General features: G+C 66.1%; 22 protein-coding genes and 1 tRNA gene. 12 read left to right on the forward strand and 11 right to left on the reverse strand.

Annotated elements, in window-relative coordinates; genetic code table 11:
- Positions 1 to 14 precede the first annotated feature (14 nt).
- From ABIE24_RS01870 to ABIE24_RS01890, 5 genes are all read right to left on the reverse strand, one after another.
- Positions 15 to 833 (reverse strand): Nif3-like dinuclear metal center hexameric protein, encoded by an 819-nt coding sequence (locus ABIE24_RS01870; RefSeq protein WP_354496234.1) that lies wholly within the window; start codon positions 831 to 833, stop codon positions 15 to 17.
- Positions 834 to 925: 92 nt separating this feature from the next.
- Positions 926 to 1,861: an aggregation-promoting factor C-terminal-like domain-containing protein gene (locus ABIE24_RS01875; protein ID WP_354496236.1), complete on the reverse strand. Its 936-nt coding sequence runs from the start codon at positions 1,859 to 1,861 to the stop codon at positions 926 to 928.
- 307 nt (positions 1,862 to 2,168) lie between these two features.
- Positions 2,169 to 2,534, reverse strand: coding sequence for a hypothetical protein (locus ABIE24_RS01880; RefSeq protein ID WP_354496238.1), 366 nt, complete (start codon positions 2,532 to 2,534; stop codon positions 2,169 to 2,171).
- A 109-nt stretch (positions 2,535 to 2,643) separates the two neighbouring features.
- A complete protein-coding gene (locus ABIE24_RS01885; protein WP_354496240.1) occupies positions 2,644 to 3,516 on the reverse strand; it encodes a 3-hydroxyacyl-CoA dehydrogenase family protein in 873 nt (290 codons plus the stop codon).
- Positions 3,513 to 4,265, reverse strand: a complete 753-nt coding sequence (locus tag ABIE24_RS01890; RefSeq protein WP_354496242.1) for an enoyl-CoA hydratase/isomerase family protein — start codon at positions 4,263 to 4,265, stop codon at positions 3,513 to 3,515. Before ABIE24_RS01890 ends, ABIE24_RS01885 begins: the two co-directional genes overlap by 4 nt.
- A 169-nt stretch (positions 4,266 to 4,434) precedes the next feature.
- Here ABIE24_RS01890 and ABIE24_RS01895 point away from each other — a divergent pair, with 169 nt between their 5' ends.
- Positions 4,435 to 4,575: a hypothetical protein gene (locus tag ABIE24_RS01895; RefSeq protein WP_354496244.1), complete on the forward strand. Its 141-nt coding sequence runs from the start codon at positions 4,435 to 4,437 to the stop codon at positions 4,573 to 4,575.
- Between the two features lie 144 nt (positions 4,576 to 4,719).
- Positions 4,720 to 6,570, forward strand: a complete 1,851-nt coding sequence (locus ABIE24_RS01900) for a glycoside hydrolase family 15 protein (RefSeq protein WP_354496246.1) — start codon at positions 4,720 to 4,722, stop codon at positions 6,568 to 6,570.
- A gap of 49 nt (positions 6,571 to 6,619) precedes the next feature.
- Here the strand turns inward: ABIE24_RS01900 and ABIE24_RS01905 are convergent.
- Together ABIE24_RS01905 and ABIE24_RS01910 are read right to left on the reverse strand one after the other, a co-directional pair.
- A tRNA-Val gene (locus tag ABIE24_RS01905) sits at positions 6,620 to 6,692 on the reverse strand.
- A gap of 63 nt (positions 6,693 to 6,755) precedes the next feature.
- On the reverse strand, positions 6,756 to 7,229 hold the full coding sequence (locus ABIE24_RS01910; protein ID WP_354496248.1) for a peroxiredoxin: 474 nt from the start codon (positions 7,227 to 7,229) through the stop codon (positions 6,756 to 6,758).
- A 238-nt stretch (positions 7,230 to 7,467) separates the two neighbouring features.
- Between ABIE24_RS01910 and aceE the strand changes: the two genes are divergently transcribed.
- The 6 genes from aceE to ABIE24_RS01940 all read left to right on the forward strand — a co-directional run bounded on the left by aceE (position 7,468) and on the right by ABIE24_RS01940 (position 15,165).
- The gene (aceE, locus tag ABIE24_RS01915; protein WP_354496250.1) at positions 7,468 to 10,194 is read left to right on the forward strand and encodes a pyruvate dehydrogenase (acetyl-transferring), homodimeric type; all 2,727 of its coding nucleotides are present in this window, start codon (positions 7,468 to 7,470) and stop codon (positions 10,192 to 10,194) included.
- 18 nt (positions 10,195 to 10,212) lie between these two features.
- Positions 10,213 to 11,412, forward strand: a complete 1,200-nt coding sequence (locus tag ABIE24_RS01920) for a PucR family transcriptional regulator (RefSeq protein WP_354496252.1) — start codon at positions 10,213 to 10,215, stop codon at positions 11,410 to 11,412.
- Positions 11,413 to 11,514: 102 nt separating this feature from the next.
- The gene (locus ABIE24_RS01925; RefSeq protein WP_354496254.1) at positions 11,515 to 12,429 is read left to right on the forward strand and encodes an ACP S-malonyltransferase; all 915 of its coding nucleotides are present in this window, start codon (positions 11,515 to 11,517) and stop codon (positions 12,427 to 12,429) included.
- A 47-nt stretch (positions 12,430 to 12,476) separates the two neighbouring features.
- A complete protein-coding gene (locus ABIE24_RS01930) occupies positions 12,477 to 13,481 on the forward strand; it encodes a beta-ketoacyl-ACP synthase III (RefSeq protein ID WP_354496256.1) in 1,005 nt (334 codons plus the stop codon).
- 83 nt (positions 13,482 to 13,564) lie between these two features.
- Positions 13,565 to 13,813 (forward strand): acyl carrier protein, encoded by a 249-nt coding sequence (locus tag ABIE24_RS01935; protein WP_090711896.1) that lies wholly within the window; start codon positions 13,565 to 13,567, stop codon positions 13,811 to 13,813.
- Positions 13,814 to 13,929: 116 nt separating this feature from the next.
- Positions 13,930 to 15,165, forward strand: a complete 1,236-nt coding sequence (locus ABIE24_RS01940) for a beta-ketoacyl-[acyl-carrier-protein] synthase family protein (protein WP_354496258.1) — start codon at positions 13,930 to 13,932, stop codon at positions 15,163 to 15,165.
- Positions 15,166 to 15,312: 147 nt separating this feature from the next.
- Here ABIE24_RS01940 and ABIE24_RS01945 read toward each other — a convergent pair whose 3' ends face one another.
- Together ABIE24_RS01945 and ABIE24_RS01950 are read right to left on the reverse strand one after the other, a co-directional pair.
- A complete protein-coding gene (locus tag ABIE24_RS01945) occupies positions 15,313 to 15,816 on the reverse strand; it encodes a DUF3145 domain-containing protein (protein ID WP_354496435.1) in 504 nt (167 codons plus the stop codon).
- Between the two features lie 151 nt (positions 15,817 to 15,967).
- Complete coding sequence (locus ABIE24_RS01950) at positions 15,968 to 16,438, reverse strand: hypothetical protein (RefSeq protein ID WP_354496260.1); 471 nt, start codon at positions 16,436 to 16,438, stop codon at positions 15,968 to 15,970.
- Between the two features lie 52 nt (positions 16,439 to 16,490).
- On the opposite strand from ABIE24_RS01950, the gene ABIE24_RS01955 reads away from it, so the two are divergent.
- Genes ABIE24_RS01955 through ABIE24_RS01965 form a run of 3 tightly spaced genes read left to right on the forward strand, consistent with a single transcriptional unit; the run spans position 16,491 to position 20,104 of the window.
- Complete coding sequence (locus tag ABIE24_RS01955; protein WP_354496262.1) at positions 16,491 to 17,060, forward strand: PadR family transcriptional regulator; 570 nt, start codon at positions 16,491 to 16,493, stop codon at positions 17,058 to 17,060.
- 32 nt (positions 17,061 to 17,092) lie between these two features.
- On the forward strand, positions 17,093 to 17,623 hold the full coding sequence (locus tag ABIE24_RS01960) for a DUF488 domain-containing protein (RefSeq protein WP_354496264.1): 531 nt from the start codon (positions 17,093 to 17,095) through the stop codon (positions 17,621 to 17,623).
- A gap of 3 nt (positions 17,624 to 17,626) precedes the next feature.
- Complete coding sequence (locus ABIE24_RS01965) at positions 17,627 to 20,104, forward strand: ATP-dependent DNA ligase (protein ID WP_354496266.1); 2,478 nt, start codon at positions 17,627 to 17,629, stop codon at positions 20,102 to 20,104.
- Between the two features lie 8 nt (positions 20,105 to 20,112).
- Here the strand turns inward: ABIE24_RS01965 and ABIE24_RS01970 are convergent, their stop codons facing one another.
- Complete coding sequence (locus ABIE24_RS01970) at positions 20,113 to 20,517, reverse strand: four-helix bundle copper-binding protein (RefSeq protein WP_354496268.1); 405 nt, start codon at positions 20,515 to 20,517, stop codon at positions 20,113 to 20,115.
- 132 nt (positions 20,518 to 20,649) lie between these two features.
- Between ABIE24_RS01970 and ABIE24_RS01975 the strand changes: the two genes are divergently transcribed.
- Positions 20,650 to 21,231, forward strand: coding sequence for a GIY-YIG nuclease family protein (locus ABIE24_RS01975; protein WP_354496270.1), 582 nt, complete (start codon positions 20,650 to 20,652; stop codon positions 21,229 to 21,231).
- A 13-nt stretch (positions 21,232 to 21,244) separates the two neighbouring features.
- On the opposite strand, the gene ABIE24_RS01980 is transcribed toward ABIE24_RS01975, so the two are convergent.
- Positions 21,245 to 21,775 carry a hypothetical protein gene (locus ABIE24_RS01980; protein ID WP_354496272.1) on the reverse strand — a complete coding sequence of 177 codons (531 nt, stop codon included), beginning with the start codon at positions 21,773 to 21,775 and terminating at the stop codon, positions 21,245 to 21,247.
- Between the last annotated feature and the right edge of the window lie 59 nt (positions 21,776 to 21,834).

Below are 21,834 nucleotides of genomic sequence, written 5' to 3' on the forward strand. Positions count from 1 at the left end.
GTGTCCTGCCCAGATTACTGGGTTACGACGAAATCCCACGGGTCGGTACGCAGGTCGCTCACCGCGATCTCCAGATCCGGCAGCAGGGTAGCGAGCTGCTGGGCGGCCCGGTCGAGCCACAGCCATTCGCTGGCCCAGTGCGAGACGTCGATCAGGGCAGGTCCGCCGCCGACCCGGGACTGCTCGATCGACTCGGATGCCGGGTGGTGGCGCAGGTCGCTGGTGATGTACACGTCGGCGGATCGGACTGCCCGCTCGCTGAGCAGGGAGTCGCCGGCGCCGCCGCAGAGGGCGACCCGCTCGACGATCCGGTCGTACTCCCCCGCCACCCGGATGCCGGTCGCGGTCGCGGGCAGCAGATGGGCGATACGGTGGGCGAGATGGCCGAGGGTGGTCGGCTCCTCGAGCACGCCGATGCGTCCGATCCCTGTCGACCCGTCGGCGCTGGGCGTGATCGGTTCCAGGGCGCTCAGGCCGAGTAGCTCGGCGAAGACTCCAGACGTTCCTTCGTCGACGACGTCAGCGTTGGTGTGAGCGGCGAGGAGGGCGCATCTCCCGCGGATCAGCGACGTGAGGACGAACCCTTTGTACTGATCCTCAGCGATGCTCGTGACGCCGCGCAGCAGGAGCGGATGGTGCACGAGGAGCAGGTCTGTCGCTGTGGCGAGCGCTTCTTCGACGATGGCGTCGACCGCGTCGACGGCGAGCAGGATGCGAGATACCCGGTCATCGGGATGTCCGACGATGAGGCCGGAGGCATCCCAGCCTTCCGCGCCTCGGATCGGCCAGAGTTCTTCGACGGCTGCGGAGACGTCGGCGAGGGAGTAAGACACCGCTTAAGCCTAGCGAGCCGCCTGCCGGAATGTTCCGGCAGGCGGCTCGCCCAGTGCACAGGGTTCAGTGCACAGGGTTCAGTGCAGGGGGATCAGTACCAGTTCACCGACTGCGAGTGCGACCAGGCGGCGCAGGGGCTGCCGTACACGCCGTTGATGTAGTTGAGTCCCCAGGCGATCTGGGTGGCGGGGTTGGTCTTCCAGTCAGAACCGGCCGACGCCATCTTGCTGCCCGGGAGGGCCTGCGGGATGCCGGTAGCGCCGCTCGACGCGTTGTAGGCGGTGTGCGACCAGCCGGACTCTTTCTGCCAGAGCTTGTTGAGGCAGGAGAACTCTCCCGAGCCCCAGCCATAGCGGGAGGCAGCCATCTGGGCGGCGATGGCGCGGGCTCCGTCGGGAGAGCCGGCGGTGCGGGTCTGCTCAGCGGCGGCCTCGGCGGCAGCCTTGGCGGCGGCAGCCTCCGCGGCCCGCGCGGCCTCAGCGGCGGCAGCGGCTTCGGCGGCTGCGGCGGCTTCGGCGGCGACCCGTGCGGCCTCAGCAGCAGCGGCCTGCTCGGCGGCGATGCGATCAACCTCGGCGACCTGGGCCTGGATCCGCTCCTTGGTCCCGTCAGTGAAGGTGGCCAGCACGGCGACCGTGGCGGGCTTGAGCGTCTTGTAGCCGGCGAGGGAGGCGACGGATGCCGTCAGCGGCGTCACATCCACCTTGTCTTTGGCGGTGGCGACGACGGCATTCGCGTCGGCGATCGTGGTCTCGGCCAGCTTGTCGGCGTGGGCTTCGGTGATCTCTTCGGTGGTTCCGGCGAGCGTCGACGTGATCCCTGTGATGGAACTCGTGAGCGAGGCTCCTGCCTCAGCGTGGGCTTCGTTCGCCTGGATGGTGACAGCGGATGCGACCAGAACGCCGGCAGCGGCGAGGGCGGCGGTGATCGAGGTCACGCGCTTGAGCTTCTGCGACGCGTGGATGCGTTTCTTCGACACTCGGGTGGTGTCTTCGGTCGGGATTACTTCTTCTGTAGGACTGAGCATGGGTCTCCGGGGTTGTGTCCCCGCGGATCAGCACAAGCGGGAACGAAGCCTCGGTGAAGCAGCTCGCAGAAATCGTTCTTTCAACGGGAAGCTTCAACCATCGCGAACACGTGGGCAGGGCCTGCACGCGCTCAGCGGCTACATGGTGGTGACGGTCAGTGTCGGGATCACAGCGGCTCGGGCTTGCCCGCTGTGCGCCCGCGGGATCGGATCCTGCGCGGGCGGCTGAAGTGGCCATACTGTCCGACTCCACTGGGAAGGTTCTGCACCGAACCTGTGAAAACGGTGTGCACGGCTCAACTCGGCGTTAGGACGCAGCGTCATCCACGATGCCGATGAATCGGCTGCCGATGCCGTCGATCTCGGTGCGTACCTGTCCCGGCTGGGGGTCCGGGAGCTCGTCCGAACCATGGTGCTCACAGCTCAGGTAGGCGAACTCGGGCCACCATTTCTTCGGCCGCGCCGACTCGGTGAATCCGCAGATGTCGCACGTCAACTGCACCCACACCGGTTTCTTACCCGTGCGGTTCGCCCGCGACTGCGCGAGCCACGCAGGCGGGTTGTCGTTCAGGTCCGAGACCTCCTCTTCGGAGAGCCGGTTCGGGATGCCGTGACGCACCGCCATTTCCAGCGGAATGTCCAGGCGGAGGGCTGCTTCTCGTCGAGTAATCATCTCCTCCAATGCTAGGCGACGTCGGCTCCGACGATCGCGGGATTCAGCTGGGTGACACGTTCGGAACGACATGGTCGCGCCCACCGCACCGGTAACTGCCAACGCGACCTCAGTAGTCGTAGAACCCTTTTCCTGACTTTCGCCCCAGCTCGCCTCGCGCCACCATGTCGCGCAGGATCTGGGGTGGGGCGAACCGTTCACCGAGGGATTCGTGGAGGTACTCAGCGATACCGAGTCGCACATCGAGCCCGACGATGTCAGTCGTACGAAGCGGCCCCGTTGCGTGCCGGTAGCCGAGTTCCATGGCGGTGTCGATGTCGTTCGCACTGGCCACGCCGTCTTCCAGCATCCGCATCGCCTCGAGGGCCAGCGCGACGCCCAGCCGGGAACTCGCGAAACCGGGCGCGTCATGGACCACGATCGGCGTCTTGCCCAGACCAAGCACCCATCCGCTGGCGAGACTGGACAGGTCCGGGTCGGTCCGGTCCCCGACGACGACTTCGACCAGCGTCGACGGCGGGACAGGATTGAAGAAGTGCAGGCCACATAGGCGCTCTGGCCTGGCCAGCGATTCCGCCAGCCGGGTCACCGAGAGCGAGGACGTGTTGGTCGCGATCCAGGCATCCGTGCCGAGATTGCGTTCAACGTTCAGCAGGGCGTCCCGCTTGAGGTCGAAGTCCTCCGGTACGGCTTCGACGACGAGGCTGGCCGTACGAAAGTCGCCGACGTCCGTCGAGACGGAAAATCGGCGGAGCAGCACGTCCAGCCCCTCTGAGACCGCTCCCTTCTCGACGGCCTTCGTCAGCGTCGCGGCCACACGCTCACGCGCCGCGTCTGCGGCAGCTGCATCCCGTTCGACGACCGTCACCTTCGCTCCAGAGACGAGGAAAGCGTGAGCGATTCCCGCACCCATGCGGCCCCCGCCGAGAACGCCGACCGTCGTGGGAAACGAGCCTTCGCCCGGTGACAGGGACGTGCTCATTCCTTGCTCTTCTTCCGGTCCAGGAATGCCTGCATCCGCTCGAGCTTGGCCTCAGATTCGAAGAGGATGGCCTGGGCGAGTTCGTCGATTGCCGGGTGCGCGTCACGCGGGGCGGCGAGGACGCTCTTGGTGAGGCGGATCGCGAGCGGGTCCTGGGCGGCGATCCGGGCTGCCAGGGCGAAGGCCGCGGGGATCAGCTGGTCGGGTTCGTGCAGTTCGGTGACGAGTCGCAGTGCACGTGCCTCCTCACCGTCGAGCACCTTCCCGGCGAGGAGCATCTCCTTCGCCACGGGCTCGCCGACGAGCTCGGCCAGGCGCCATCCCCCGCCCGCCGCCGCAAGGATGCCGAGCCCGGCTTCAGGATTACCGATCCTGGCTCTCGCTGTCGCGATTCGAAAGTCTGCCGCGTAGGCGAGTTCCGCCCCGCCGCCGAGTGCGAAGCCGTCGATGGCTGCGATCACCGGCATGGGCAATCTGGCGATTCGCTGGAAAAGACCGGAATTGATGCCGGCAAGCGCATCGTCCCGCCGCCGGTCGCGAAGCTCGGCGATGTCCGCCCCGGACGCGAACACCCCGCCACTGGGACCTTGCGCCCCGGACAGGATCAGAATTCTGGGAGAACGCTCCAGATCCGTGCAGACCGAGTGAAGCTCCTCCACCATCAGCCGGTCGATGGCGTTGCGGACCTCCGGCCTGTCGAGTTCGACGTGGATGGTCGCGTCCTCGTCATGGATGGTGATCGTCTTCACTAGGCCACCATCGCACTGCTGATCAGTCGAAGTCCACTACCGGATGCCCCGGCCGCACCCACACCAGCGCGAGTGGGTGGGGATAATCATCCGGTCTGGGTGAGGACCGCGCCAGCCGAGCGGGCGCAAGCTTCAGTTCACACTCGCGATCACAACGGAAAGTACGACCATGGACCCCATCGACACGGAGGCGTTCGAGCCACCGACGACGCAGCCCATCGACATCAGCTCTATACGTGACCTGTCGACGCCCGTCAGCAGGGCGGATGAGGGTGCGAAACCCGTTGCGGAACAGGTCGAGGAACAGTAAGGCGTGGATGCGCACTGGCACGGGAATCTCCCGCGCAGTATCGGGCGGAGCCCCGTGCTCCCTCCACCGAGGCGCAACCGCGTCCACCGCGAGAAATCGTGGATAAAGCCGTGCCCGGACGTCTGAAAGAGAAGGAACGCAGTCATGAATGAATACCCCGCTATCGCGGAGCACGGTCTGATCGGGGACCTGCAAACCTCGGCGCTTGTGTCGACGGACGGCACGATCGACTGGTTCTGCAGTCCACGATTCGACTCCCCCAGCATCTTCGGGTCGCTCCTCGACCGTGCTAAGGGCGGGCATTTCAGTGCACGCCCGCACAACGGGGCGTACGAGAGGAAACAGCTGTATTTCCCCGACACCGCCGTGCTCATCACCCGCTTCCTCACCGAAGAAGGCGTGGGCGAAGTCATCGACTTCATGCCCGTTTCCTCCGAGGCCTCCGAGAGCGACCGTCACCGCCTCGTTCGGGTGATGCGATGCGTCCGAGGGGTGGTCGACTTCGACATCGAGTTCGCGCCGCGGTTCGATTACGGTCGGCAAGCGCACACATTGACGGTGACCGAGGCCGGCGCGACGTACACCTCAGGCGACACCACGCTCACTCTCAGCCCCATCCGGGATGCCGACGATGAACGGCTGGGGCGGTGGGAGAACCCTGACGAGAATGACATCCGGACCTCGCTCCACCTCGTCGAAGGACAGATGCGCGGAGTCGTCCTCGAAACCGGCAGCACGTCGCCGGCACAGACCGTCACCGTCACCGAAGCTCAGCAACTCTTCGACGACACCGTGCAGTTCTGGCAGGACTGGGTCAGCCAGTCGACTTATACCGGCCGCTGGCGCGAGGAACTCCAGCGCTCAGCGATCACCCTCAAACTGTTGACCCACGCACCGTCTGGAGGTCTCGTCGCAGCGCCGACGGCAGGCCTTCCCGAGCAGATCGGGGGCGAGCGCAACTGGGACTACCGCTACACGTGGGTCCGGGATGCCTCCTTCTCGGTTCACACACTGGTTCGAATGGGATTTTTCGACGAGGCTGCGGCGTTCGGACGCTGGCTGCGCGACCGGGTGGCGGAACAGACCGGGAGCGACACCGGGCCGCTGAATATCATGTACCGGGTCGACGGCAACCCGGAGCTGTCGGAGGAGATCCTGGAGGACTGGGAGGGGTACCGCGGTTCGTATCCGGCGAGGATCGGTAACGGGGCCGCCGGACAACTTCAACTCGACATCTACGGGGAGGCGATGGATGCCGTCTGGCACGCCGACAACAGCGGCGTCAAGATCGGCCAGCCGGGCTGGCTGGCCATCTGCGGCCTCCTCGACTGGCTGGTCGACAATTGGGACCAGCCGGAGGAGGGAATCTGGGAAACCCGGGGCGGGCGGAAGGATTTCACCTACGGGCGCCTGATGTGCTGGGTGGCATTCGACCGGGCCATCCGACTGGCCACCTCGTATGGCCGGCCGGCGCCGCTGGAACGCTGGATCACGGAGCGCGATGCGATCTACAACCAGATCATGGAGAAGGGCTGGAGCCCCGAACGCCGCGCATTCGTTCAGCAGTACGGCGAGTCCGTGCTCGACGCCTCCCTGCTGAAAATGGCACAGGTCGGTTTCGTGGCGCCACACGACCCGATGTGGGAGGACACCCTGGCGGCGATCGAATCCGAACTCGTGTCGGACAGTCTGGTCTACCGGTACGACCCGAGCGCCTCGCCCGACGGGCTCCGCGGCTCGGAAGGCACTTTCTCGCTCTGCACGTTCCTGTACGTGGACGCGCTCGCACGCTCGGACCGGCTCGACGAAGCCCGCATCATCTTCGAGAAGATGCTGACCTATGCCAACCACCTTGGCCTGTATTCGGAAGAGATCGCGCTGACCGGCGAGCAGATCGGTAACTTCCCGCAGGCGTTCACCCACCTGGCCATGATCGACGCCGCAATCACCCTCGACGAGCGGCTCGATGCGGCGCGGGCCCGACGGCGTCGATGAGGCGGCCCACCTGGTCTTGCACGCTGATCAGGGTGACGGATTTCGACGGTGGGCCCTACCGGGATCGAACCGATGACATCCACGGTGTAAACGTGGCGCTCTACCAGCTGAGCTAAAGGCCCTCACTGCCGATGGCAGCGAGTTCATGTTACACGTTCCGGCGGGGCCGGGAACGTGCGCCGCGTTTAGGCCGGCTGGTGCTGCAACGCGTCCAGCGCGGCCCGGTATGCGGCGAGGGGGCGCACCTCACCGGGTGCCGTGATGAAGCTGGCCCGGATGATGCCGTCGGTGTCGATGAGGAACGTTGCCCGGTTCGCGAACCCGGTTTCCGGGAGGAAGACGCCGTACTCCTTGCTGACCTGGCCGTGGGGCCAGAAGTCGGCGAGAAGAGTGAAGTCGTAGCCTTCCTCCTCGGCCCAGGCGCGGAGGGTGAACTTGGAATCGACCGAAATGCCGATGAGTTCCACGTCGGCATCCGAGAACAGTGCGAGATTGTCGCGGAGTTCGCACAGTTCGCTCGTGCAGCGTCCGGAGAAAGCGAGAGGAAAGAAGACCAGCGCAACGGCGCGTTTGCCGCGGAAGCTGCCCAGCTGGACGAGTTCGCCGAACTGGTTGGTGAGCGCGAAGTCGGGAGCCCGAGTGTCGTTCTCGAGGGCCATAGGAAACGTCCTTTCAGGCAGGTCGCCTGCATCGTGCCGCGCCGGGTTCGGCGCAGCGGGCAAATCCACATGCTAGACCTCCGACCTGCACGATCCAAGGCGAGCCCGCTGGATGTCGCCTATCACTCGTGCAAGTCGCTAGGCTGATCACTGGTGCCAGCGCGGTCTGTACCCGACCTCCACTGACAATTTGCACCGGAAAAATCAGGCACGATCTGCCCATACAGAAAGGTCGACGGTGACTGTAAACGACCAGGACCCCTACTCGGTGAACAACTTCGACGCAGACCCCGAAGAAACCGCCGAGTGGCAGGAGTCACTCGATCAGCTCGTCGCAGCACACGGTCACGGCCGCGCCCGCGAGATCATGCTGAGCCTCCTCAAGCGCTCGCGTGAACTGCACCTCGGGGTGCCGATGGTCCCGACCACCGACTACATCAACACCATCGCGCCGGAGAACGAACCCGAATTCCCCGGCGACGAAGACATCGAACGCCGCTACCGCGCCTGGATCCGCTGGAACGCCGCGATCACTGTGCACCGGGGCCAGCGTCCCGGAATCGGTGTCGGCGGGCACATCTCCACCTACGCCTCCTCGGCAGCACTCTACGAAGTCGGCTTCAACCACTTCTTCCGGGGGCAGGACCATTCCGGCGGCGGCGACCAGATCTTCATCCAGGGCCACGCCTCCCCCGGCACGTACGCCCGCGCGTTTCTCGAAGGGCGGTTGTCGACCGACCAGCTCGACGGGTTCCGCCAGGAGAAGTCCCACGGATCCAACGGCATTTCGTCGTACCCGCATCCCCGTCTCATGCCTGATTTCTGGCAGTTCCCGACGGTGTCGATGGGGCTCGGGCCGATCAACGCCATCTACCAGGCGCAGCTTAACCGCTATCTGACCAACCGCGGCATCAAGGATGCCAGCGACCAGCAGGTCTGGGCGTTCCTCGGCGACGGCGAGATGGACGAGGTCGAGAGCCGCGGCCAGCTGCAGGTCGCGGCGAACGAAGGCCTCGACAACCTCAACTTCATCATCAACTGCAACCTGCAGCGGCTCGACGGTCCCGTGCGCGGAAACGGCAAGATCATCCAGGAACTGGAGAGCTTCTTCCGCGGCGCCGGCTGGAACGTCATCAAGGTCGTCTGGGGCCGCGAGTGGGACGACCTGCTCGCCAGGGACGACAGCGGTGCGCTTCTCAACCTCATGAACGTCACACCGGACGGCGACTACCAGACCTACAAAGCGGAGAGCGGCGCCTTCGTGCGCGAGCATTTCTTCGGCCGCGATGAGCGCACCCTGAAGCTCGTCGAGAACTACACGGACGAGCAGATCTGGAACCTCAAGCGTGGTGGGCACGACTACCGCAAGGTCTACGCGGCGTTCAAGGCGGCATCCGAGCACAAAGGCCAGCCGACCGTCATCCTCGCGAAGACGGTGAAGGGCTACGGCCTCGGCCCGTCGTTCGAGGGTCGCAACGCGACGCACCAGATGAAGAAGATGACGCTGGACAACCTGAAGACGTTCCGCGACGAGATGCGGATCCCCTTCACCGACGCCCAGCTCGAAGAGAACCCGTACCTTCCCCCGTACTACCACCCGGGTGAGCAGGACGAGGCGATCCAGTACCTCCACGAGCGTCGCCGGGCGCTCGGCGGCTATGTGCCCGAGCGCCGCTCGAAGTACACCCAGCTGAACCTCCCGGACGAGTCCACCTACGCAATCGCGAAGAAGGGTTCAGGCACGCAGGAGATCGCCACAACGATGGCTTTCGTCCGGCTGCTCAAGGACCTCATCCGTTCCAAGGACTTCGGCAACAGGATCGTTCCGATCATCCCCGACGAGGCACGCACGTTCGGCATCGACGCGTTCTTCCCGACCGCGAAGATCTACAACCCGAACGGCCAGCACTACACCTCGGTCGACCGGGAACTGCTGCTCGCCTACAAGGAGAGCCCGCAGGGCCAGATCCTGCACGTCGGCATCAACGAGGCCGGCGGTGCGGCGGCGTTCACGAACGTCGGCACGTCGTACTCGACCCAGGGTGAAGCACTCATCCCGATCTACGTCTTCTACTCGATGTTCGGGTACCAGCGCACCGGTGACGCCTTCTGGGCGGCCGGCGACCAGATGACGCGCGGGTTCATCATCGGCGCAACTGCCGGCCGTACCACCCTCACCGGTGAAGGCCTGCAGCACGCCGACGGGCACTCGGTTCTGCTCGCGTCGACGAACCCGGCGACGGTCACCTACGACCCGGCCTACGGCTACGAGATCGGGCACATCATGCGCACCGGCCTCGAGCGGATGTACGGCGGGGAGCACGACGACCCGAACGTGATGTACTACATCACCGTGTACAACGAGCCGATCGTGCAGCCGGCCGAACCCGAGAACCTCGACGTCGACGGCCTCGTCCGCGGCATCTACAGGCTCAACGAGTCCTCCTCTCCCGGCCCGAAGGCCCAGCTGCTGGCGTCAGGCGTCGCCGTTCCGTGGGCGATCGAAGCCCAGAAGCTCCTCGGCGAGGACTGGGGTGTGTCCGCCGACGTCTGGTCGGTCACCTCCTGGACCGAGCTGCGCCGCGACGGCATCCGTGCTGAAGAGCACAACTTCCTTCACCCGGATGCCGAGAAACAGGTCCCATACGTCACGTCGAAGCTGCAGGGGGCGAACGGACCGTTCATCGCCGTTTCGGACTTCATGCACGCCGTGCCCGACCAGATCAGGCAGTTCGTGCCCGGGGACTTCGCATCGCTCGGGGCCGACGGCTTCGGGTTCTCGGACACCCGTGCCGCTGCACGCCGGTTCTTCAAGATCGACGGCCCGTCGATGGTGGTTCGTGCCCTTGAACTGCTCGCCGACCGCGGTGAGATCGACAGTTCCGTACCGGCCCAGGCGATCGAGAAGTACAAGCTGCACGATGTCAACGCGGGAACCACCGGCAACGCCGGTGGTGAGAGCTAGAACATCAGCTCGCCGCTCGTGCCGCGTTCGAAGAGTGAGACCCTTGCCTGGCTGCGCCGGCTGTCGGGCGAACTCGCGACGACGACGCTGAAGAAGCTCGAGGACACGCTGCCCTGGTACGCAGAAATGCCGCCGGGGCGGCGGTCCGCCGTCGGCCTGGTCGCGCAGGCGGGCATCTCATCGTTCATCGCCTGGTTCGACGACCCGAAGTCGACCCCGTGGATCGCCGCGGATGTCTTCGGTGCGGCCCCGCGGGAACTGTTGCGTTCGGTGAGCCTGCAGCAGACCTTGCAACTCATCCGGGTCACCGTCGAGGTCGTCGAAGCGCGGCTGAAGGATGGCGGCGCCGAGGACCTGCGCGAGGGCATCCTGCTGTACTCCCGTGAGATCGCCTTCGCGGCAGCCGACGTCTACGCCCGCGCCGCCGAAGCCCGCGGTCTGTGGGATGCCCGGCTTGAGGCGCTCGTCGTCGACTCGATCCTCTCCGGCGAAGCCGACGATGAACTTCCGAGCCGGATCGCCGCCCTCGGCTGGCATGGCCACGGCGAGGTCGCCGTGCTCGTCGGTACCACTCCCCCTCAACTGGACGTCGACCAGTTGCGCCGGACGGCGCGGCACATGGCTGCCGACGTGCTCATCGGAGTGCAGGGCGGGCGCCTTGTGCTCGTCATCGGCCGGGCGGAAACGTCGCACGGCGTCGACGATGAAGAAATCGGGACGGCGGCCTCATTGAGCTTCGTCGAGATCGCCACCCAGCTGGAACCGGGCTTCGGCCCGGGTTACCTCGTTCTCGGGCACGCTGTTCCGACCCTCGTCGAAGCGTCGAAGAGCGCCCGTGCGGCACTCGCGGGTTTCGCTGTCGCGCGCGCCTGGCGTCACGCGCCCCGCCCGGTCCAGGCCGACGACCTGCTGCCCGAACGAGCCCTTGCCGGCGACGCGCTCGCCCGCACGACCCTCATCGAGCGGATCTACCGGCCGCTGCAGGCGCACTCAACCGAACTCGTGACCACCCTGTGGTGTTACCTCGACAATGGACGCTCCCTCGAGGCGACAGCACGTGAGCTTTTCGTGCACCCGAACACGGTCCGCTACCGTCTGAAGCGCGTGTCCGACGTCATCGGGTGGGACGCCACAGGCGCTCGTGAAGCGCTCATCCTCCAGTCCGCCTTGATCCTCGGCTCCATCGCCGAACCGGATGCCGTCAAGCGGCGTCGCTGACCGGCCTCCGCGCCAGAAAATGTGTGACATGCACAAGCGATCCTGCCATTCTTGTGAGATGTTCGACACACGCGCGGCCAGAGTGATTGGCAGACTGGTACCGTGATTGTTCTCGTATGCCCAGGTCAGGGCTCGCAGACGCCCGGCTTCCTCGCCCCGTGGCTCGACGACCCCGCGAACCGGACCCTGCTTGAGCAGTTCTCCGACGCTGCCGGCCTCGATCTCGTGGCTCACGGCACAACGTCGGATGCCGACACCATCCGCGACACGCGGGTTGCCCAGCCGCTCATCGTTGCCGCCGGGCTTCTGACCCTTCGTGCCCTGACGGCGCAGGACGACCTGCCCGACTCCGCCTCCTTCGCCGGACACTCGGTCGGTGAGATCACCGCCGGAGCCGGAGCCGGGGTCTTCGACGAGCTCACGGCCATGCGATTCGTGGCCGCCCGTGCCACAGCGATGGCGGCAGCCGCGGCGGTCGTGCCGACAGGAATGAGTGCCGTCCTCGGCGGCGACGAGGACTCGCTCCTCGGCCGGCTGGACGAACTCGGCCTTCAGCCCGCCAACTTCAACGGCGGCGGCCAGATCGTCGTCGCCGGAAAACTCGACGCACTCGCCGAGCTCAGCGCGGCCCCCCTCTCGGGAACCCGGGTCATCCCGCTGCAGGTCGCCGGCGCCTTCCACACCCGGTACATGGAATCAGCGCGCGATGTCCTGGCCGCAACCGCGGACTCGGTGCAGGCATCCGACCCCGTTCGCACACTGTGGACCAACGCCGACGGTTCCGTCGTCGAGTCTGGCTCCCGTTTCGTCGAACTTCTTGTCGGGCAGGTCGCGTCGCCCGTGCGCTGGGACCTGACGATGGCGGGAATGCAGTCAGCCGGTGTCACCGGGATCATCGAGCTCGCGCCCGCCGGGGCGCTGACTGGTCTCGCGCGCCGCGGACTGAAGGGTGTGCCCGCTGTCGGGATCAAAACCCCTGACGACCTTGCGGCTGCGCTCGAGATGCTCGCGGCCTGACCGTCCACCCATTTTCGCCCCCTTTTCACGCAAACGAGAGAGACGCATTGACTACACCCATTCTGCGGCAGTCCCAGGGGCCGGCATTCACCCGCATCCTCGGATTCGGAGCAGCGCGCGGCGACATCTCCGTTCCCAACGACGACCTCGTCGGCCCGATCGACTCGTCCGACGAGTGGATCCGGCAGCGGACGGGCATCGTCACGCGCACGCGTGCCAGCCAGGACGTCCTCGCTGTTGACCTGGCGACCGATGCCGCCAGGGAGGCCATCGCCGTCTCCGGCGTCGACCCGGCCCTGATCGACGCGGTCATCATCGCGACGATCAGCAACATCCAGCAGACACCGTCAATGGCTGCCGTCGTAGCCGACCGGGTGGGCTCGAACCCGGCCGCCGCCTACGACGTCAATGCCGCCTGCGCCGGGTATCCGTACGCAATCGCCCAGGCTGACGCGCTGATCCGGTCTGGCGCAGCCACCTACGCTCTCGTCATCGGCGCGGAGAAGCTTTCCGACGTCGTGGACCCGTCCGACCGGTCGATCTCCTTCCTCCTCGGTGACGGCGCCGGCGCAGCTGTCGTCGGCCCGAGCGAATACCCGGGCATCTCCCCCACCGTCTGGGGTTCCGACGGCTCGAAGGCAGGCGCGGTCGCCATGAACGCGACCCTGCAGCAATACCGCCGCGGTGAAGCAGAATGGCCGACGCTGCGCCAGGAAGGACAGACGGTCTTCCGCTGGGCAGTGTGGGACATGGCGAAGGTCGCCAAGGAGGCACTCGAAGCCGCAGGCGTCACGCCTGACCAGCTGGCCGCATTCATCCCCCACCAGGCCAACATGCGCATCATCGACGAGTTCGCAAAGCAGCTGAAACTTCCCGAAAGCGTCGTCATCGCCCGGGATATCGAGACGACAGGCAACACATCAGCGGCCTCGATCCCGCTGGCTGCGCACCGGCTGCTGCAGGAGAACCCTGAACTGAGCGGCGGCCTCGCGCTCCAGATCGGCTTCGGCGCCGGACTCGTCTTCGCCGCCCAGGTCGTCGTCCTGCCCTGAACCACCCGCACGGCGCGCGATCCTCGTGCTGCCCGCCCATCTAGACTGTTTCACGGTCAATTGATACTCAAGGAGAAAACACCATGGCACTGTCCACCGAAGAAGTACTCGCCGGTCTGGCCGAACTCGTCAACGACGAGACCGGCATCGCAGCCGACACCGTTGAGCTCGACAAGTCCTTCACAGATGACCTCGACATCGACTCGATCTCGATGATGACCATCGTCGTCAACGCCGAAGAGAAGTTCGACGTCAAGATCCCCGACGAAGAGGTCAAGAACCTCAAGACGGTCGGCGACGCAGTCGACTTCATCGTCAAGGCGCAGGCCTAACCCGTTTCAGCGTTGCGCGGGGAGACCGGAGCGAGCACAGCCCGGTCCAGTCTCCCCGCTCACGCGGACGTGCCATTCCCCGTTGTATCGTGACCCGCACCAGGAGAGTTCCACGCATGACCAAGAAAATCGTCGTCACCGGCATCGGCGCCAGCTCGCCCCTGGGCGGGACCGCCGCCGACTCCTGGAAGGCACTGCTTGCTGGGGAATCCGGCATCCGGACCCTCGAGTACGACTGGGTCGCTGAACACAACCTTCCCGTGACCTTCGCCGGTGAGGCGAAGGTGCGCCCGTCCGAGGTTCTGGAACGCCAGGAGGTCAAACGCCTCGACCCGTCCAGCCAGTTCGCCCTCGTCTCCGCCCGTGAAGCGTGGGCAGATGCCGGTTCTCCCGACACCGACCCGCTGCGGGTCGGTGTTGATTACTCCACCGGTATCGGCGGCCTCTGGACGCTGCTCGACGCGTGGGACACCCTCAAGGAGAAGGGCCCTCGCCGCGTCCTCCCGATGACGATCCCGATGCTCATGCCAAACGCGGCCTCCGCGGCAATCAGCATGTCCATCCCGTCACGCGCATACTCCCGCACCGACGTTTCAGCCTGTGCCTCCAGCACCGAGGCGATCGCGAACGCGTACGAACACCTGCAGGCCGGTCTCGCCGACGTCGTCATAGCCGGCGGAACCGAGTCCGTCGTTCACCCCCTGCCGATCGCAGCGTTCTCTGCCATGCAGGCGCTCTCCCGCCGGAACGATTCGCCGGAGACGGCATCCCGCCCGTATGACGTGTCCCGTGACGGATTCGTGCTCGGCGAAGGCGCCGCATCGATCGTCCTGGAGACAGAAGAGCACGCCCTGGCGCGCGGCGCTCGCATCTACGCCGAGCTGGCCGGCGGCTCGGTCACCAGCGACTCGTACCACATCACGGCGCCCGACCCGGAAGGCTCAGCGGCCGCCCGGGCCATGCTCGGGGCGATTGAGCGAGCGGGCGCGAGCCTGAGCGATGTGCGGCATGTCAACGCCCACGCGACCAGCACCCCGGTGGGCGACATCGCCGAATACAACGCGCTCCTGCGGGTCTTCGGCGACCACCTGCCCAACATCGCCGTCTCGGCGACCAAGGCTGCCACGGGTCACCTCCTCGGCGGGACCGGAGCACTCGAAGCGATCTTCACGATCCTCGCGCTCCACGAACGCACCGCTCCCCCGACGATCAACCTTCACGAGCAGGACGCGGCGATTCCGCTCGATGTCGTCACGTCTCCCCGGGACCTCGGTTCACAGGACCTGCTCGCGCTCAGCAACTCGTTCGGGTTCGGCGGGCACAACGCTGTCGTCGCGTTCCGCAGCTACTGATCCACAGCACAGAACCCCCGGCGGAGCATCCGTCGGGGGTTCTTCTGTACGCAGGACCACACTGTTTCAGCGGCGAACCGACCGGGTAATCACCAACCGGAGCGCCAGGAGCCACATGTGCGTGTGCTGCAGTCTGTTGTGCCGGTGTCAGCCGACCTTGTGGAGCCAGACCACGGACGAGTCGTCTGAGGCGTGGCGGAACGGTTCGAGTTCGTCGTCCCAGGCCTGTCCAAGCGCGATCCGGAGTTCTCGATGCAGTTCATCGGCGTTCGTGCCGGCAACCTCCATCGCGTAACGAACGCGATCCTCGGGGACGACGACATTCCCCGCCGTGTCGGTCTGAGCGAAGAAGATCCCGAGGTCCGGGGTGTGCAGCCAGCGGCCGCCATCCGAACCGGGCGTCGGGTCCTCCGTTACTTCGAAACGGAGGTGTTCCCAGCCCCGCAGAGCTGAAGCGAGGGCGGCTCCCATTCCCTGGTAGCCCTCCCAGTAAAACTCGGCCCGCTGCGCTCCTTTGAGGACCGGCTGCTCCTCCCACGAGAAGTTCACGGCACGACCGAGAGCGCGCCCTGCTGCCCATTCAACGTGCGGGCAGAGCGCGCGCGGAGAGGAGTGAACCAAAATCACCCCTCGTGCGACTGATGCCACCATGTTCTCCTCCATTTCCTGTGGTTCGTCTTCCCCAACGACCGCGGAAATGCTCTGGAGCTGCAGCATCATTATGAAATTGTCGGCACAAGGCCGTTGCAGTCATTATGCCCTACACAGGCGCCAAATCACAACGATGTCATTCGACGTGCCGTCAGCGTGCGCGGCGTTCAGGCCCCCACGTCCGCGTGCGGAGCGCAGCCGGCGGCAGCAGGAAGTATGCCCCGGCGAAGAAGCAGGCAGCACCGAGGAACGTGCCCGCGTTGACGAGGGTGAGGTTGAGGATCTCCCCCGTCGTCGGCAGCGTCACCGAGGCGATTGCCGAGAGCATGAAGAAGACCGAGCCCACATAGTTGAGAATTGCCACCCACCAGTCGGCGTCGTCCCGGCGCACCCGCCACGGGCGGCCGCGCACGGCCAGCCAGGCGAGGTGGCTCGCGACGAGGAAGGCAATCGAGCCGAACACGTCGGGTGCCCAGACTAGCCTGTTAACCTCGGCGACCGACAGGTTCCTGAGCAGCGCGTCGGCGGTGCTCCGATTGAAAAACAGCGTACCGGCGAGCTGCACCACTGCCGCCCACCACATCACACGGCGCGGCTGCCAGCCGAGGGATGAGGGGATCACTGTCGCTGACCTATACCCGGTAGAATTCAACGGACACGAGCAATGGAGGCGTATGGCGGTCAAGGACGGCATCCTCGCCATTCTCTCTCTCGGCCCCGGCTACGGTCTTGCCCTGCGTGACGAGCTCGTCGCGCGGGCACCGCACCGTGCCGAACTCAACGTCGGGCAGGTCTACAGCACGCTCGACCGTCTTGGTCGTGCCGGTCTCATCGCGACGGGGACGACCACGGAAGACAACCTCCCGCTGTACACCCTGACCGGCGAGGGATCTCTGGCCGTCGCCCACTGGCTCGACTCCCCCGTCGCACCGGACCCGCGCTCCTGGGCGGATCTGCTGGACCAGGTCTTCATCGGTTCGAGCCTCCCCGGCGCCGACTGGTCCACCCTTCTCGAGAGGCACGAGCTGGTCTGGCATGCCCTTCTCGCCGGACCATCCGACGACACCCTCGCCCTCCGTCCTGCCCTCACGGCCTCCGCCTCACGGCACTGGGCACACGCGGCGCTGGCGTGGCTGGGCGATACGCGCGCAGCTTTCGCCGTCACCGATCCCGCCCTGCCGCTGCGCGGCATCCGCCCTCAGCGGGGCCGACGACCTCAATCGGCACAGCCGGCGAGCCCTTGAGCGAGCCCGGCAAGCCCGATACGCTGCCCGGCATGGGCCACCTGTTCACCATCGGGCACTCGACGCATCCGATCGAGGAGTTCGTCGCCATCCTGCGAGCCCACAGCGTCACACTCGTTGCAGATATCCGGACGGTCCCCCGGTCGCGCCACAACCCGCAGTTCGACGAGGCCGCCCTCCGGGCGAGCCTGACCGAGAACGGCATCGCCTATTCGCGTCTCGCCGCCCTCGGCGGGCTCCGGCGCACGAGCCCCGAGTCGATCAACACCGGCTGGAAAAATCCGACGTTCCGCGGGTACGCCGACTACATGCAGACCGCCGAGTTCGCCAGCGCGCTCGACGCGCTCATTGCCCTCCTGGACGCAGACGTCGTCACGATCATGTGCGCCGAAGCCGTGCCGTGGCGCTGTCACCGGTCCCTGGTCGGCGATGCGCTGCTCGTGCGCGGGATCGATGTGGACGACATCTACAGTGCGACGTCGGTGAAGCCGCAAAAACTGACGGGTTTCGCCAGGGTGGACGGGCTCACCCTGACCTATCCGCCGCTCGAGGAAACGGCCTAGGCCGTGGCTGCTCGCGGAGGGGCCAGACAGGCCGTCACCGTTGACGGCAGGAGGATCACCGTCACCAACCTCGACAAGGTGATGTACCCGGAAACAGGCACAACGAAGGCTGACGTACTCCGGTATTACGCCGAGATCGCCGCCGTGATGGTGCCCTACACCGCGAACCGGCCTGCCACCCGCAAACGGTGGGTCCACGGTGTCGGTACGGCGGAGCATCCTGGCGATGTCTTCTACCAGAAGAACCTCGACGAGTCCGCGCCGGGCTGGGTCGCCAGACGGTCGATCGAGCACAGCGGCGGCCCGAACGAATACCCGCTCGTGAATGACCGGGCGACCCTGGTCTGGCTGGCCCAGATGTCGGCGCTCGAGATCCACGTGCCACAGTGGCAGTTCGAGCGCACCGGTGGGCGTCGCAAACCCGACCGGCTCGTTCTCGACCTCGACCCCGGCGGTGGCGCCGGGCTGCAGGAGTGCGCCGAGGTCGCCCGCCTCGCCCGTGACATCCTCACCGATATGGGGCTCGAGCCGCTCCCGGTGACGAGCGGAAGCAAGGGCATCCATCTCTATGCCCCACTCGACGGACGGTGGAGTTCTGACCAGGTGTCGTCCGTGGCACACGAACTTGCCAGGGCGCTGGAAGCAGATCACCCCGATCTGATCGTCAGCGACATGAAGAAGACGCTGCGCACCGGCAAGGTTCTCGTCGACTGGAGCCAGAACAACCAGGCGAAGACGACGATCGCCCCGTACTCCCTGCGTGGCAGGTTGACGCCGATGGTGGCGGCTCCGCGCACCTGGCAGGAACTCGAGTCCCCGTCACTCAAGCAACTCGACTTCGAGGAGGTTCTCAGCCGCGTGTCCCGGCGGGGTGACCTTCTTGCCCCGTTGCTGGTGTCGCGTGATGCGGGGCTTGAGCCGACACCCAGTCACCTCGAAAGCTTCGAGGCCACGCCGGAGTCGCGAGACCGCCTCGCCAAATACCGGAGCATGCGCGACGGGTCGAAGACGCCGGAGCCGGTTCCGGATGCCGCCGCCGCGCTCACGAACGGCAACGCCTTCGTCATCCAGGAGCACCATGCCAGGAGGCTCCACTACGACTTCCGCCTGGAGCACGAGGGTGTGCTCGTCTCCTGGGCTGTTCCCAAGGGCCCGCCACTGGACGGCGCAGAGAACCACCTCGCCGTCCAGACGGAAGACCACCCGCTCGAGTACGGAACCTTCGAGGGGACGATTCCGAAGGGTGAGTACGGGGCGGGTGAGGTCACGATCTGGGACTCCGGCACGTTCGAGCTGGAGAAGTGGCGGGAGGGCAAGGAAGTCATCGCCACGCTCACGGGTCAGCAGGGTGGAGGCCTCGGAGGGGTCCCTCGCAAGTACGCACTCATCCATACGAGCCGCCCGGGTGCGGAGAACAACTGGCTGATCCACCTGATGGACGGCACGAAGACGAAGCGAGCGTCGCGAAGGGTGCACTCCGAACCGACGTCGCTGCCGGCCCTTCTCGCTAACGCAGCCGCGCCGATCTCCCGACCGCTCCGGTCCCCCATGCTCGCGAGCAACGGCACGGCCGCCGACCTAGACCCTGACGCGGACTGGGCCTTCGAGATGAAATGGGACGGATACCGCACGATCGCCTACCTGAACGGCGACGACGTGTGGCTGATGAGCCGGAACGGCAAGGACCTGACGGCGACCTTCTCCGAACTGGTGAGGCCGCTGAGAGAGGCGGTGAAACCGGTCGCGGCCGTCCTCGACGGTGAGATCGTCGCGTTGGACCGCAAGGGCCGGCCCAATTTCGGCTTCCTGCAATCCCGCGCCGGTCTGAGCGAAGAGGAGTCCGCGGCCCGATCCGCGACGATCGAACTCATGCTCTTCGACATGATCGAACTCGACGGCCACGACATCACGGCCGACGACTACGACGTCCGACGTGCCGCCCTGTCGGCGAGCGTGACGCCGACGGGGCCCGTGCAGGTGCCGGAGGAGTTCGACGGCGACATCGAGGCCGCACTCGCGTCGAGCACATCGTTCGGCCTCGAAGGCGTGGTCGCGAAGGAACGCGACAGCACGTACGTGGAGGGTCGCCGGTCCCGGGCGTGGATCAAACTCAAGCACCAGCGAACCCAGGAGGTCGTCGTGGTCGGCTGGCGTCCCGGCGCCGGCAGCGCTGCCGGCGGCATCGGGGCGCTCGTTCTCGGTATCCCGGATGCCGACGGCATCCGCTATGCAGGACGGGTGGGCACGGGATTCTCTGATGCCGATCGGCGGGCCATGGTCAAACGATTCCGCACGATGGGGCGGGAGTCGCCTCCTGTGCACGACGTTCCCCGAGATGAGCTGCTCCACGCCCGATGGATCGAACCGGAGCTCGTCGGTGAAGTCACGTTCATGGAGTGGACGAGCGCCGGTTCGCTCCGCCACTCATCCTGGCGTGGCTGGCGGCCCGACAAGGCACCGACTGACGTGCGGGTCGAGTGATCGCGGGGCTACAGGCTTTCGAGAAGGCGGGTGCAGGCCGCCTCACACCGGCGGCAGGCGTCGGCACAGACCCGGCAATGCGCGTAACGTTCGGCGTGTGCCTCGCAGGACTCGGCGGCAAGGGCGCATGCTGCCCGGCACGCGGCGAGCAGCGCCCGGCGAAGGTTCGCGTCGTAACGCGAGTGCCGAGACACCACTTTCGCGGTCGCTCCGCTGACATCGGCACAGTCGAGCGCGACCCGGATGCAATCCCGAAGGTCCGAGACGGACGACTCACTCAGGCACGCCTCAGCGCAGGCAGTACAGGCCTGCGAACATTCAAGGCAGGCTTCGATGCATTCGGCCAGCGCCAGCCGGTCGCCGAGGTTCCGTCCGCGCGGGTCGGCGCGCAGGATCGACGTGGCGTAACTCATGGATCCACCCCTCTGTGGCAACCGTCGCCCGAATCGGCCGGTTCCTTCGAAGGCTAGAGCGACTGTCGCCGTTAAAACACCCCTTCCCCAATGGCCGAATGCATGCATGGCAGATAGACGTAGCCTTGAAGCATGGTCAACAGATCACCGCGCGCAGAGACGTGCGCCGTTCTCGGGGACGGTGGAGAGCCGTGTTCCGGCGCTGTCGACGCAGGCTCCCCGCTCAACCTGTGCGTCCGCCACCTGCAAGTCGCGCACGACTGGGTAGATCGCGACAGCGGAGTGACCGATGTTCTGCCGACGCCGTGCCTGGCTTGCGGGTCCCGGTTGGGGGTGCGGTACCCGTCGGGGTGGCTCTGCGCGGTCTGCGAGTGGAAACTGGGCGATATTCCCGACGGTGAGACCGTCGCCCCGCGCGTCGACGTCGTGTACTACCTCCGATTCCGGGACCGGATCAAAATCGGGACGAGCGTTAATCCTCGCCAGCGTTTCGCCGGCATCCGTCACGACGAAGTCCTCGCCTTCGAGCGCGGGAACAGGCTGACCGAGCAGAAGCGGCACGCTCAATTCGCTGCGCACCGCCTGGACGGATCCGAATGGTTCTCAGCGCACGAGGACATCCTCGCCCACATCGAGACTCTGCGAGCAGGCATCGACGACCCGTGGGCACAATACGCGCTGTGGCGCAGCCAGCAGGCCGCGCTCGACGGCTGAGGAAGACGCCGGGCTACTCGTAGTCGCCTTCGACCTCGTCGTCCAACTTTTCTTTGTCGACGGCGACGTCTCTCTTCGTGACCTTCGTGGCCTTTGCCAGGAGTTTCTCGACCTCGTCTGCGTCCGCTGGATCGACGACGAGAACGATTCCCGCACTTCCGGCGTCGAGGGTTGCGCTGATCGCCTCGAGGTCCTTCGAGGGTGTCTTTCTGGAGATGTGGTTCGCAATGGCGCCGATGCCGGCTCCTGATCCACCCGCCACAAGAAGCGCTCCGCCGAGGGCCACCGCCGGGAACAGGGCCACTGCGAGCCCGCTCGCGAGCCCGATGGACAAGCCCTTCCTCGTTTTATGACCCTTCGGTCCTTCATCGCGCTTCACGATCGCCAGCTCGCCGTCGAGACCACGCGTAATCACCGCGACGTCGAGTGGTCCGTGCTGGTGCTTGTCGTCTTTGTAGTGCGACTGCAACTCCTCGAAGTCGGTCACCGCGTCTTCTTCGCTTGCGTATTGCGCCGCCAGCGCGACGTAGGTCTCATCAGCCATGGTGTACTCCCACTCGTCAGGAACGGCATTTTGTCAGGCGCCGTTCGTAAATCGTTGCT

The organism is Mycetocola sp. 2940 (assembly GCF_040548835.1).
Lineage (GTDB): Bacteria > Actinomycetota > Actinomycetes > Actinomycetales > Microbacteriaceae > Mycetocola_A.

Excerpts from the sequence above, each read along its gene's own strand:
- ABIE24_RS01875 (WP_354496236.1), bottom strand. The coding sequence starts at position 1,861 with ATGCTCAGTCCTACAGAAGAAGTAATCCCGACCGAAGACACCACCCGA.
- ABIE24_RS01880 (WP_354496238.1), bottom strand. The coding sequence starts at position 2,534 with ATGATTACTCGACGAGAAGCAGCCCTCCGCCTGGACATTCCGCTGGAA.
- ABIE24_RS01885 (WP_354496240.1), bottom strand. The coding sequence starts at position 3,516 with ATGAGCACGTCCCTGTCACCGGGCGAAGGCTCGTTTCCCACGACGGTC.
- ABIE24_RS01895 (WP_354496244.1), top strand. The coding sequence starts at position 4,435 with ATGGACCCCATCGACACGGAGGCGTTCGAGCCACCGACGACGCAGCCC.
- ABIE24_RS01900 (WP_354496246.1), top strand. The coding sequence starts at position 4,720 with ATGAATGAATACCCCGCTATCGCGGAGCACGGTCTGATCGGGGACCTG.
- ABIE24_RS01910 (WP_354496248.1), bottom strand. The coding sequence starts at position 7,229 with ATGGCCCTCGAGAACGACACTCGGGCTCCCGACTTCGCGCTCACCAAC.
- ABIE24_RS01935 (WP_090711896.1), top strand. The coding sequence starts at position 13,565 with ATGGCACTGTCCACCGAAGAAGTACTCGCCGGTCTGGCCGAACTCGTC.
- ABIE24_RS01940 (WP_354496258.1), top strand. The coding sequence starts at position 13,930 with ATGACCAAGAAAATCGTCGTCACCGGCATCGGCGCCAGCTCGCCCCTG.
- ABIE24_RS01945 (WP_354496435.1), bottom strand. The coding sequence starts at position 15,816 with ATGGTGGCATCAGTCGCACGAGGGGTGATTTTGGTTCACTCCTCTCCG.
- ABIE24_RS01955 (WP_354496262.1), top strand. The coding sequence starts at position 16,491 with ATGGCGGTCAAGGACGGCATCCTCGCCATTCTCTCTCTCGGCCCCGGC.
- ABIE24_RS01960 (WP_354496264.1), top strand. The coding sequence starts at position 17,093 with ATGGGCCACCTGTTCACCATCGGGCACTCGACGCATCCGATCGAGGAG.
- ABIE24_RS01970 (WP_354496268.1), bottom strand. The coding sequence starts at position 20,517 with ATGAGTTACGCCACGTCGATCCTGCGCGCCGACCCGCGCGGACGGAAC.
- ABIE24_RS01975 (WP_354496270.1), top strand. The coding sequence starts at position 20,650 with ATGGTCAACAGATCACCGCGCGCAGAGACGTGCGCCGTTCTCGGGGAC.
- ABIE24_RS01980 (WP_354496272.1), bottom strand. The coding sequence starts at position 21,775 with ATGGCTGATGAGACCTACGTCGCGCTGGCGGCGCAATACGCAAGCGAA.